At 64.1% G+C, this 12,220-nt stretch carries 13 protein-coding genes; all 13 read left to right on the top strand.

All coding sequences use genetic code 11. The annotated features are described in order from the left end of the window. Positions 1–102 precede the first annotated feature (102 nt). Positions 103–1,890 carry an ATP-binding protein gene (locus tag ACQS5P_RS08860; protein WP_428940537.1) on the top strand — a complete coding sequence of 596 codons (1,788 nt, stop codon included), beginning with the start codon at positions 103–105 and terminating at the stop codon, positions 1,888–1,890. 164 nt (positions 1,891–2,054) lie between these two features. Then, positions 2,055–2,621, top strand: coding sequence for a CHRD domain-containing protein (locus ACQS5P_RS08855; protein ID WP_428940536.1), 567 nt, complete (start codon positions 2,055–2,057; stop codon positions 2,619–2,621). A gap of 99 nt (positions 2,622–2,720) precedes the next feature. Next, positions 2,721–4,802, top strand: a complete 2,082-nt coding sequence (locus ACQS5P_RS08850; RefSeq protein WP_428940535.1) for a S9 family peptidase — start codon at positions 2,721–2,723, stop codon at positions 4,800–4,802. 94 nt (positions 4,803–4,896) lie between these two features. Continuing rightward, positions 4,897–5,721 (top strand): peptidoglycan editing factor PgeF, encoded by an 825-nt coding sequence (pgeF, locus tag ACQS5P_RS08845; RefSeq protein WP_428940534.1) that lies wholly within the window; start codon positions 4,897–4,899, stop codon positions 5,719–5,721. Positions 5,722–5,772: 51 nt separating this feature from the next. Continuing rightward, positions 5,773–6,150: a hypothetical protein gene (locus ACQS5P_RS08840; protein ID WP_428940533.1), complete on the top strand. Its 378-nt coding sequence runs from the start codon at positions 5,773–5,775 to the stop codon at positions 6,148–6,150. Then, positions 6,129–6,467 (top strand): hypothetical protein, encoded by a 339-nt coding sequence (locus tag ACQS5P_RS08835; RefSeq protein WP_428940532.1) that lies wholly within the window; start codon positions 6,129–6,131, stop codon positions 6,465–6,467. The genes ACQS5P_RS08840 and ACQS5P_RS08835 overlap by 22 nt, the downstream gene beginning before the upstream one ends. Positions 6,468–6,588: 121 nt before the next feature. Then, entirely contained in the window at positions 6,589–7,380 is a 792-nt protein-coding gene (locus ACQS5P_RS08830; protein ID WP_428940531.1) for a type II secretion system protein, read from the top strand. Between the two features lie 246 nt (positions 7,381–7,626). Beyond that, positions 7,627–8,025: a hypothetical protein gene (locus ACQS5P_RS08825; protein WP_428940530.1), complete on the top strand. Its 399-nt coding sequence runs from the start codon at positions 7,627–7,629 to the stop codon at positions 8,023–8,025. Between the two features lie 31 nt (positions 8,026–8,056). Continuing rightward, positions 8,057–8,548 carry an ATP-binding protein gene (locus tag ACQS5P_RS08820; RefSeq protein ID WP_428940529.1) on the top strand — a complete coding sequence of 164 codons (492 nt, stop codon included), beginning with the start codon at positions 8,057–8,059 and terminating at the stop codon, positions 8,546–8,548. Positions 8,549–8,601: 53 nt separating this feature from the next. Next, entirely contained in the window at positions 8,602–8,967 is a 366-nt protein-coding gene (locus ACQS5P_RS08815; RefSeq protein WP_428940528.1) for an STAS domain-containing protein, read from the top strand. A 70-nt stretch (positions 8,968–9,037) separates the two neighbouring features. Beyond that, the gene (locus ACQS5P_RS08810; RefSeq protein ID WP_428940527.1) at positions 9,038–9,850 is read left to right on the top strand and encodes an MlaE family ABC transporter permease; all 813 of its coding nucleotides are present in this window, start codon (positions 9,038–9,040) and stop codon (positions 9,848–9,850) included. Positions 9,851–10,085: 235 nt separating this feature from the next. Next, complete coding sequence (locus ACQS5P_RS08805; RefSeq protein ID WP_428940526.1) at positions 10,086–10,889, top strand: ABC transporter ATP-binding protein; 804 nt, start codon at positions 10,086–10,088, stop codon at positions 10,887–10,889. Positions 10,890–10,965: 76 nt separating this feature from the next. Beyond that, a complete protein-coding gene (locus ACQS5P_RS08800) occupies positions 10,966–12,183 on the top strand; it encodes an MlaD family protein (RefSeq protein ID WP_428940525.1) in 1,218 nt (405 codons plus the stop codon). The last annotated feature ends 37 nt before the right edge of the window (positions 12,184–12,220 follow it).

Below are 12,220 nucleotides of genomic sequence, written 5' to 3'. Positions count from 1 at the left end.
TTGGAAAAACCGGCGCGACCCAAGGGGATTGACGCACCGTATTATCGGCAAGCTCGAGCAAGGGCCTGTCATTTGAACACTACGCCACGTCTTTGAACGCAAATGCATCCTGAACTTGTTTCACCCACTGCGGCCCAGCGAGATCGCGCCGCCCGGCTGCTGCATGGGCAAAAACGCATCCTGGAAATGATCGCCACCGGCGAGCCGTTGGCCGACATCCTGCACGCCATCACCACACTGATCGAAACCCAATCCGAAGGCATCGTCTGCTCGATCCTGCTGCTGGACGAAACCGGACAGCGGCTGTACCCGGCGGCAGCGGCAAGCCTGCCCGAGGCGTACAACCAGGCGATCCGCGGAGTGCAAATCGGCCCGAATGTCGGATCCTGCGGAACTGCAGCCTACCTGGGACAGCGCGTGATCAGCCCGGACATCACCACCGATCCGAAGTGGGCTGCATGGCGGGAGCTGGCGCTGGCATATGGGCTGCGATCGTGCTGGTCGGAACCCATCCGCTCGCGCAGCGGTCAGGTGCTGGGCACGTTCGCGATCTACTCCCGACAGGTCGCCGAACCCGATAACGAGCAACTGCGGCTGATCGAGATCGCCGGTCATCTGGCCGGCATCGCGCTGGACCGCCAGCGAGCCGACGAGGAGTTGCGTCGCGCCAAGCAGGCCGCCGAAGAAGCCAGTGCCGCCAAGGATCAGTTTCTGGCTGTGCTCAGCCACGAGCTGCGCACGCCGCTGACTCCGGTGCTGGCGACGATCAACCTGCTTCAGCAGCGTTGCGATCTGCCGGCGGACCTGGGTCCGGATCTGGCAATGCTGCACCGCAACGTGCAGTTACAGGCCAGGCTCATCGACGACCTGCTGGACCTGACGCGGATTGCCCGGGGCAAACTCGAACTCAGGTTCGAGCTGAGCGACGTGCACGAGTTGCTGCGTGCCGCCGTTTCAACATGCCGGCCTGAGATCGATGCCGGGCGACTGCACCTTCGCTACGAGCTGTCGGCCCGGCGGCATCAGGTGTGGGCGGACGCGGCGCGGCTCCAGCAGGTTTTCTGGAATCTGTTGAGCAACGCGGTGAAGTTTACCCCGCCCGGTGGTTCCATTACGCTGCGCAGCAGCAACCTGCGCGATCAGCAGCGTGGCGAATGGATTCGTGTCCAGGTCATCGACACGGGCATCGGCATTGAGCCGCGGGAGTTGCCCAGGCTCTTCGGGGCATTCGAGCAGGGCCAGGCGGCAGCCCCGCGCCGGTTTGGCGGGATCGGGCTGGGGCTGACGATCGCGCGAACGTTAGCACAACTGCACGGTGGCAGATTGTGGGGTCAAAGCCAGGGACCCAACCGTGGCGCCACATTCACTGTGGAATTGCCGCTGCACGAACAGCAGACACAGACCATCCCGCAAGCTTCGGCGTCGCCGTCGCGAACCGGCGCGGCGGAACCCAGATCGCCGCAGGGGGCAAGCCAGGTGCCGGCCGCAAGCGAGGGAGCCACTGGCGAGCTGAACGTGCTTCTGGTGGATGATCACGCCGACACGGCGCAGGTTCTGGCCCGGCTGCTGCGCTCGCTGGGATATCACGTGACCACGGCATCGTCGGTGGCCGAGGCACTGTCGGCGGCGGAGGCGGCACGGACTGCCACGCCTCCCAAACCCTTCGACCTGCTGGTGTGCGATCTGGGCCTGCCCGACGGCAGCGGGCTGGACATTGTGCAACAACTCAAGCTCAAACAGCCGATTAAGAGCATCGCCCTCAGTGGCTTTGGCATGGAGGACGATGTTCGCCGAAGCCTGGAAGCCGGTTTTGACCAGCACCTGACCAAGCCGGTGGACTTGGACGTGCTGGATGCGGTGATTCGCGAGCTGCGGTCGCGGCCACAGTGATCCTTTGGTCATCCCGACAAAATCCGCGGCGAAAACTTTTTCTGCTTGAGCGGGAATATCCTGGCAGAGCCGCGGGTTTGCGGCTTTTGACGCGATACCGGGTTGTGTCGCAGTGTCTTCTGGTCGGGAATTCAGGGGGCGTGGAATGCTGGAGGGTCCAATCGATGCGAAAATGCACTTCTCGGCTGCTGGCGGGCGTCGCGGTGGTCTGGCTGCTGGGTTGGGTTGCAGCAGCGTCGGCGCAGACGGTGACCTTCAACCTCACGTTGCTGGGCGCCAACGAACCGGACGGAGCAGGCAATCTCGGGGCCGGAGACCCGGACGGCGTCGCAACCGGAACCCTGGCACTGAACCCCGTGGCTGACACCGTTGATTACAACTTCACCTACAGCAACATCAGCGGAACGGCGATTTCGGGGTTCCACATTCACGGTCCGGCCACGCCCACCCAGAACGTCGGCGTGCTGATCGGCCTGCCGCTCAGCTCCACGGTTGTACCCAACGGCACGCAGATCGGGCAGGTCACCGTTGCCAACGACGCCAACCTCAGCGCCAAGATCGACCAGGTTCTGGCCAATCCGACCATGTACTATCTCAACCTGCACAGCAGCGGGACGGGCGGCTTTCCCGGCGGGGCGGTGCGCGCCACCCTGCCCGAGCCCGGCGCGATGGCGGCGCTGGCAATGAGTTCATCCGTGCTGTTGATGCGATGCAGGCGACGGCGACGTTGATCCGAATCGCCGCCACAAAGCTGGCCGAATCTTCTCACCCTGGCCCACGGACGCGCCCTGCCGTGGGCTTTTTTGCCGCGCCCAGCTATCGTGTGGAGTATGCCGCCGGCTCTGAGCAGGCTTCAGGTGCTCAAGATTACGCTGATCGTCGTGCTGGTGGTTGTGCCCGCCGCCGCTCAGCACGAGTTGATTCCCCGTCAGGTTCTGTTTGCTGATCCGGATCGATCGCTGGTGCGGCTCAGCCCCGATGGGCGATACATCAGTTACCTTGCCCGGCACGAGGGGGTGCTGAACATCTGGATCGCCCCGGTCGATGCGCTCAGCGCCGCGCGCCCGATCACCGCCGACCGCACCCGGGGCATCCACAACTATCGCTGGGCCTATACCAACGAACACATCGTCTACGTGCAGGACGAGACCGGGCAGGGCAACTTCAATGTTCATGTGGTGGACCTGCTCGGCGGCAAGGACACCAACCTCACCCCCAACCGCGCGCTGAACGCGCGAATCAAGCATCTCAGTCCCGCAGACCCGGAACACGTGCTGGTGGCGATGAACGATCGGCTGGCCTCGTTTTATGACCTGTGGCGAATCAACCTGCGAACCGGACAGCAACTGCCGGTGCTGCTCAACCCCGGCGCCATCGAACAGGCCCTGGTGGACGACTTTGTCGTGGATGAGCAGATGCAGCCGCGTCTGGCGATCTGTTTGGCCAACGACGGGCAGCAAGTGATCTTCCAGCTCGGGCCGCACAAGGCGGGGAATGATCCCGCGGGCAACGCCCCGGCGCCGCGGAGATTCGCCAGCATCCCCCCGGAAGATCTGCTTTCCAGCAGCCCCGAGCATTTCGATTCATCAGGCACCACGCTGTACTTCATCGACAGTCGCGGAACAGATACCGCTGTGCTGAAGGCCATCGATCTGACGAACGGGCAGGAGCGGGTGCTGGCCGAAGATTCCCGCTGCGATCCAGCGGCGCTGCTGGTTCATCCGGCCAGCAAGCACGTCCAGGCCGTCGAGTTCGAGTACCAGCGGCCGTTTTGGAAAGTGGTGGATCCGGCGATCGAGGCGGACCTGGCGTATCTGCAGGACGTGGCGCCGGGGCATGTGACGGTTCCCAGCCGTTCGCTGGACGATCGACTGTGGCTCGTGGCCTACGTGCGGGACGACGCGGCCACGCGGTATTACCTGTATGATCGCTCGGCGCGGACGACACAATTGCTGTTCAGCTCGCGCCCCGCGTTGGATGGGCGACGGCTGGCGAAGATGCGCCCGCGCATGATCCGTGCACGCGACGGGCTGGAGCTGGTCTGCTATCTCACCGTGCCGATCCAAAGCGACGGGGATGATGATGGCCTGCCCGATCGCCCGCTGCCGATGGTTCTGCTGGTGCACGACGGCCCGTGGAGTCGCGACAGGTGGGGCTTGAATCCGCTGCATCAGTGGCTGGCCAATCGCGGGTATGCGGTGCTGAGCGTCAACTACCGCGGCTCGACGGGGCTGGGCAAGGCGTTGGCCAACGCCGGCGACCGCCAGTGGGGTGGCCGGATGCACGAGGATCTGATCGACGCTGTACAGGCGATGATTCATGCCCGGGTGGCAGACCCGCATCGGATCGCGATCATGGGCGGCGGCTACGGCGGGTATGCGGCGCTGGTGGGGCTCAGCTTCACCCCCGAGGTCTTCGCCTGCGGGGTGGATCTGTTCGGCCCGCCGAGTCTGCGGTCGCTGCTGGAGTCGATTCCGCCGTACTGGCAGCCGGCCAGGGCGCTGTGGGCCCGCCGCGTCGGCGATCCGGCCACGCCCGCCGGAAAACTTTTTTTGGAAAGTCGCTCGCCGCTGGAGCGGGCGTCGGCGATTCGCCGGCCACTGTTGATCGCCCAGGGCGGCAAAGACCAGCGCGTCAAACCCGCCGACATCCAGCAGCTCCTGGGCAACCTCCAGGCGCGTCAGGTTCCCGTCACCTGTGCGCTGTATCCCGACGAGCGTCATGCCCTGGACAGACCGCAAAACCGCATGAGCTTTCTGGCGATTACCGAGGCGTTTCTCGCCAGACACCTGGGCGGGCGGCAGGAGCCGATCGGACTCGATCTGGACGGATCCTCTCTGCAACTTTCCGCCGGCGCCGAGCACATCCCGGGGCTTGCTGAAGCGTTCTCAAAGATCAATGGCTCACGCTGAAGCCGGCGAACATCCAAGCGAGGCGGCGGACCAGCTCGACCGTCGCGGCGGCGGCGATTTACAATTGCCCGCGGCATGTCTACCTTAACCATCTGTGCTTGAGCGTCGTATCAGCAGTACAGGCGTGGTTTACTACGTTTCCCCTTTGCTTGCAGCCGTGGGCGTGCCACATGGGTTCAGTACGCGCATCGGCGGGGCCAGCACCGGGCCTTTCGGATCGCTGAATCTGGGCAACCCCAGCGGCAGCGCGGTGCAGGATGAGTGGCAGCGAATCCACGAGAACTACCGCCGGCTCCAGGCGGCCATCGGCTTCCAGCCCGCCCAACCGCGATGCTGGGTGCATCAGGTTCACGGGGCGGACATCGTGTTCGTGCGTCGGGGGCAGGAGTTCACCAGCGGGGCACGGGCGGATGCCCTGGTCTGCGACGATCCCAATCGGATTGTCGCGGTGCGAGTGGCGGATTGCGCGCCGCTGCTGCTGGCCAGCGATGACGGGCGCGTTGTCGCCGCCGTGCATGCCGGGTGGCGTGGCGTTCTGGCGGGGGTGGTGCCCAACGCCGTCCGCGAGCTTCGCCGCATGTGCAGCCCCGCCGCGCAGACGCAGCGCACGATCTTCGCCGCCATCGGTCCGTGCATCGGCCGCCGCGCCTTCGAGGTCGGGCCGGAAGTGCTCGAACAATTTCAGGCGATCTTCGGCGAGCGGGCGCCTGTGGATCGCAACGGCACAGCCGGAAAGGGGCATCTGGACCTGCGCGCCGCGATACGGATTCAGTTGCTCGAGGCCGGGCTGAGCAACGATTGCATCGACAGCACCGACCTGTGCACGTACGACGATGCCGAGCAATTCTTCTCCCACCGTCGCGACCGCGGCGTCACCGGTCGCATGGCGGCGCTGATCTCGCCCCGCCATGACGCCTGATCCGATCAGCTCCGATCTCATGAACCGGCGCTGGCCAGGACTGTCGTGGTTGTGTCGCTGCTGAGCCTGATCCCCGCGTTCACGTTCGCCCCGATCCTCACACATCAGTTCATCGCGTGGGATGACTACCAGACCATCGCCTTTAACCCGCGACTGAAGCCCCCGACGCTTCAAAGCCTTGGCTATCACTGGACCCATCCGGAAGGCGGATTGTTCGTGCCGGTGAAGTACAGCTATTGGCTGGGGCTGGCGGCGCTGGCCGGGTGGCTGGGATACGACGTGGCCGGCGCGCTCTGGCTGTTCCACGCCGGCAGCATCGTGCTTCACATCGGGTGCACGCTGCGGGTGTTCGATCTGCTTCGACGGTTGCTGGAGGCGGAGCGGCCGGCGGCATCTTCCTCGCCGGCTTGCTGCCAACGCTGGGGCTGACCAGCTTCATGATGCAGATCTACGCGACGGTCACCGACCACTACATGGATCTGCCGATGCTGGGGGTGGCACTGGCGGCGGGGTGGATCGTCAGATCGTTTCAGGCTCGCTGGCCGCGGGCGACGTACGCCCTGGCCGCGGCGGTGCTTTGGCCGCGAAGTGTGGCGGCTCAAACCTCTCTGGCGCGGGGATTGATCGAGTTGGGAAGGTTTGAGGATGCCGATCGGGTGCTGGACATTGCCGAAGCGATGCATCGGGGCGATCCGTCGATTGCCTCCGAGCGGGAACTGCTGCGGCGACGAGCCGATCGCCGGTAGAAGTTACGGAATCACCCCGCGCTATTTTCTTGATTCTTTTCCTTCTTTAGCGATAATGCCTTCCTTGTCGGGGGCATCTCTGGTTGCTTCGGTTGCCTGGGGGATCGAGAGGAGTCGAGCCATGTCTGGCGTGCGTCGCGCTTTTACGCTCGTCGAGTTGCTTGTGGTCATTGGCATCATCGCGGTGCTGATCGGGGTTCTGCTGCCGACGCTGAACAAGGCCCGCAGCGCCGCCAGCCGAACCGCCTGCCTGAGCAACATGCGTCAGCTCGCGCAGGCCATCGTGATGTACGCCAATGCCAACAAGGGCGCCTATCCACCGAGTGCGGAAGGGATTCAGATGGCGGCCAATGATCGAGTTTGGCTGGATCCGACCCCACAGCAGGTGGCCACCCGCGGCCCGCGGATGTACTACGGATGGATTCTGCTGGGCAATCTGTTCGCCCGTGGCTACATCAAGGATCCGAAGGGATTCTACTGCCCGTCGCTTTCGCATCCGATCTATCAGTATCCGACGGGATGGGAGCTTTCTGGCCAAAAGATCATTGGCTATATGTACCGAATTACGGGACAGGCACATCGCCCGGAAATCAGTGATGCGGTCGTGGAGGACTACAAAAAGTGGCGGATGGGTTATCCCAAGGGACTGCGCTCATTGGCAGCCGACATCCTGGGCGTCCGCGGGACATTGACGAAGTGGCCTCATGCGCAGCCATACGGGTTGAACGTCGTGTTCAACGACGGGCACGCCGAATTCATGGAGTTGACCAGGCGTGACTACGAACTCTGTGCCTACAACTTTGGCCCGACGTACAGCAGCCCGTACGAGGCCAGCGTGTTCATGCACCTGTTCTTCAAGGGCGCTGACATCAGGAACTTCACCGAGCTGCGCCAGCGATGGAGGCTGAACTGATCGACGGGGTTCGGCAGGAAGTTGCGCAGGGTGTTTCCTGCCTGACTGGTCATTCCGGCGTTCGCAAGTCAACAGCAATGGGTTCGATAATGCGTGCCGACTCGGCGGCGCATTGCACGTCATCTGGATTCCTTGAGGGTTGTGACGATACTACAGGGCGTGAGGCATGAGTTGACGCGCGCGCTGTGCCGATGGGACGGGCATCCTCGCCTGAGCCTGTCCGGGAATTCACTGAGCGCTAGTCCCATGTCATGGGCGTCCCGTCCGTGCCAGCGGCCCGCGCACGGGCGAGACGCCCGTGACGCACTTGCCGCGCTGCTGTTGGTGGCGGTGCTGGCGGGTTGCGGCGGGATCCCCCGCGCCCAGCGCGTCGTGACCAATCCGGATCCCGCGGCGAAGATTCCGGCGATCAAGGCATCGGTGCAGACCAACGACACCTCCGTCGTTCGCCAGCTCATCAAAGACCTGGAAAGCGATGATCCGGCGGTGCGGTTTTACGCGATCCAGGGTCTGGAGCGCCTCACTGGTCAGACCTTCGGATATCAGTATTACGCGGACGAACAGAATCGCGCCGCGGCGGTGCAGCGATGGAAGGCGTGGCTGGCCGGGTGGGAGGCCGGCCGGCGTGAAGCTTCGCATCGCTGATCGTCGCGGCAGGCACTCAGGGGCGTACCACGTGACTGAAACACCGCACAAGCTTTGGTTGCGGATACTGTCGGACCCGGCTAACCTTGCTTCAGTGCGACAGGCGGTGGAGTCGTTGTGCGCGCGGGGCGGGATCCACAAGTGCGTCTGCGATGAAGTGGGATTGTGCGTGAACGAGGCGCTGGCGAACGTGATCCGCCACGCCTACGCCGGCGCAACCGACCGTCCCATCGAGCTGAGCGTCGAGGTCGTGGATGCTCAGGTGAGGATCCGCATCCGCGACTGGGGCAGCGGGGTGATTCCGATCGAGCCTGCCGCGGCCAGCCGGCAGCGCGATCCGCTCAAGCCGGGTGGGCTGGGACTGGTGTGTCTGCGGCGGATGATGGACAGCGTTCGTTTCACGCCGCAACCCGACGGCGGAATGCTGCTGGAGATGACAAGGTCGGCCCGGGCAAGCGCCAGCGAGGCCAACACGCAGCGACCACAGGCCGCAAATGAGCCTGAGCTGCCTGGCTTGTCCTGATCCTGGTGCATCCTGGCGGTGTTGGCGCTTCAAGTTCAGATGCGGGAGTGACGATGGCGACGGGTGAGTTGCGGACCAACAGCGAACTGATCCCCGCGGCGCGCGTCGAGGGGGATGTGGTCGTGGCGACGGTGCGCGGCGAGATCGATCTGCACAACAGCCCGGAGCTGCGTTCGGCGCTGCTGGAGATCCTGTTGCGGCAGCAGCCCAGGAAAATCATCCTGAACTTACAGCAGGTTCCGTACATGGATTCCAGCGCGATCGCGGTGCTGGTGGAGGTGCTTCAGAAGCTCCGCCGCGCCGGTGGGAAAATGTGCCTGACCAACCTTCAGCCGCGCGTCAAGGGGCTGCTGGAAATCGCCCGGCTCGATACGATTTTCATATTGGCCAATGATGAGCAGGAAGCAATGAGGAGATAGTGGTCGGTGGCCGCCGGTCAGTGGCCAGTATCGGCTCGGACTGACCGCTGGCCACTGACCTCGCAGCACCATGCGTCTGGTTACGCGTCCTATCAGTGTGCTCGGCGGGGCGACGATCCGCTGGCTGGAATTCATCGGCGGACACGGGTATTTGTTGCGCGACACGGCGGCGGCGATCCCCGATGCGCTGCTGGAAAAACGCGGGCGACGACTGGGCTGGGCCAACCTCTGGGCTCAGATGGTCCGCGTCGGCGTCAACAGCATTCCCATCGTCAGCCTGGTCGTGTTCTGTATCGGCGCGATCCTGGCGCTACAGATGGCCCCGATCCTCAAGGACTACGGCGCCACGGCGCAGGTGGCGGACATCATCTCCATCGCCATGTTCCGCGAGCTGGGTCCGCTGGTGGCGGCGATCGTGCTCACCGGCTTCGCCGGCGCCTCCATCGCCGCCGAGATCGGAACCATGGTGGTTTCGGAAGAAATCGAGGCGATGCAGGCGTCGGCGATCAGCCCGATCCGCTTTCTGGTCGTGCCGCGCGTGCTGGCCACAACGGTGATGATGGTCTGCCTGGCGGTGGTCGCGGACCTGATGGGCGTGCTGGGCGGGCTGATCACCTCCCGCGCGTTTCTCGGAATCAGCGTGCGGCAGTATCTCCAGCACACCTTCGAAATCGCCCAGGTCAAGGACTTTGTCACCGGCCTGATCAAGGCCGGCGTGTTCGGCACGATCATCAGCTCGCTGGCGTGTTATCTGGGGCTGCGTGTGAGCGGCGGCGCCCAGGGCGTGGGCGTGGCCACGACCCGAACCGTCGTGCTCACCATCGTCGCCCTGATCACCGTAGACTTGATGTTCACGGCGGTGTTCTTCTATCTGGAGTTGTGATGCAACCGCAGATGAACGCAGATGAACGCAGATTGAATCGAGTTACCGAGGCGATCATCGGTTGCGCGTATCATGTCGCCAACGCGTTGGGCGTCGTCACTTGCCCAATGCAAGGCAACCGGCAATCCATCTCTCTGTTGATCAACTTCGGTCGCAGCAGAAGTCAGATCAGGAGAATCGTTCGAGAACTCTGATCGATCAGCGTGCATCTGCACTCATCCGCGGTTCCGATCCCATGCCTCCCGTGGCCATACAGGTTCTGGATGTAACCAAGATCTACGCCGGGCGGGTCGTGCTGGACGCGATCCGGCTGGACGTTTTCGAGGGCGAGACGCTGGTGATCCTGGGCGGTTCGGGATCGGGCAAATCGACGCTGCTGCGGTTGATGATCGGCAATGTGCGTCCGGACAGCGGGGATGTGATCGCGCTGGGCAAGAGCCTGGGACGCATGACCCCGCGCGAGCTGGACGAATACCGCAAGTCGATCGGCGTGCTGTTCCAGAGCGGGGCGTTGTTCAACTCGATGACGGTGGCCGATAACGTCGCCCTGCCGCTGCGGGAACACACCGACCTGCCGGAAGAGACGATCCAGATCATGGTGAAGATCAAGCTGGAGCTGGTGGGGCTGCGCGAGCACGCCGAGAAGATGCCGGCGCAGCTATCCGGCGGGATGAAGAAGCGAGCGGGCCTGGCGCGGGCGCTGGCCCTGGACCCGAAGATACTGTTTTATGATGAGCCCAGCGCCGGGCTGGATCCGGTGACCAGCGCCGAGATCGATCAGCTCATCATCAAGCTCAACAAGCTGCTGGGCGTGACCAGCGTGGTGGTGACGCATGAGATGGACAGCGCGTTCCGCATCGCCGACCGCATGGTGCTGCTGGATCGCGGCAAGTTCATCGTCAGCGGGACCCCCGAGGAGCTGAAAAACAGCACGGATCCGCTGGTCAGGCAGTTTGTCTACGGGTTGACCGAAGGGCCGCTGACCGACCGCCGCCGCAGCGGCGGATATGAAAGCGATCTGCTGGCGGAAAACATTTGAGGACGCGATCGGTGGCCAGTGGTCGCTGCTTGGCAAGAACCGCCACTGGCCTGTGACCACTTGATCACTGACCACTATGCAAGACGACCGAAACTCTCTCAAAGCCGGGCTGTTCATCGTCGCCAGCATCGTTCTGGCGATCGGGATCATCGTGGCGATCAAGGGGGTGGGGCGGTTCCTGGAGCCGGTGCAGCGGGTGACGGTTCGGTTTGACTTGAAGGATGATATCGGGGGGCTTTCGCCGGGCGATGAGGTTCGCATCGGCGGAGCGAAGGTGGGGATTGTGCGTGGGGTGGAGCTGGTGCCGCCGGTGGATGGGGCCGGCGAGCCGGCCGTCGCCGTGCATTTCAGCGTGCCGCGGCGGTTTGTGCTTCGCAGGGACGCGGTGGTGTCGATCCAATCGACGGTGACGGGGGTGAGCGTGCTGAACATCTCCAGTCTGGGCAGCGCCGAGCCGCTGGCGGCGGGCGAGGTGCTGGCGGGGCGGCCCAGCGCGCTGGCGCAATTGCTGGCGGCGGCGCCGGAACTGTCGGCGATCGCACAGGAGGTGCGCTCGGTGACGCTGCCGAAGATCAACAGCGGCATCGACCGCACCGTGCAGACCGTCGCCACCTACCGCGAAACCGCCGCCTCGGCCACCGAATTCGTCCAGCACCTGCGCGGCAAGATCGACCCGATCATCGATCGCTACTATGCCTTCATGGACACAGGGCGGGCGGCGCTACAGAACATCTCGGAGCTGTTCGGCCAGACCAAGGGCGATTTCCGCGCCACCGTCGCCAACCTGCGCGACGCCACCGGCACCGTGAAGCAGAAGCTGCCGGGGATGATGGACAAGGCCGACACGCTGCTGACGAAGATCACCGAGGCGGTGGAACAGACCAACGTGGCGTTGGAGGACGTGAAGAAGGTGGCGGCCAACACGCGCGACGCCAGCGCCTCGGTGCGATCGATCCTGCTGAACAATCGCGGGAAGATCGAGGCGATGATCGCGTCGCTGAAGACCACCGGCGACAATCTCAAACACGCCAGCGCCGAGATCCGTCGAAGCCCCTGGCGGCTGTTGTACAAGCCCAAACAGGGGGAGCTGGCGAATCTGAACCTGTACGATGCGGCGCGTCAGTTCGCCGACGGCGCCGGACAGCTCAACGACGCGGCCCTGGCGCTGCGGGATGCGCTTCAGGATCCGGACGTGGACGAGGCCACCGTGCAGAAGCTGGTGGAGAAGCTGGATACGACCTTCGCGAACTTCACCACCATCGAGCAGGAGCTTTGGGAACAGGTCAGGCAGTAGGCTCTGGGCATGCTTGCATGGGCGGGGCAGAACGGGG

The sequence above is a fragment of the Fontivita pretiosa genome (genome assembly GCF_050410795.1).
In the GTDB taxonomy this organism is placed as follows: domain Bacteria; phylum Planctomycetota; class Phycisphaerae; order Tepidisphaerales; family Tepidisphaeraceae; genus Fontivita; species Fontivita pretiosa.
Note: the sequence above shows the minus strand (reverse complement) of the source record. Positions and strands in the feature narration are given on the sequence as shown.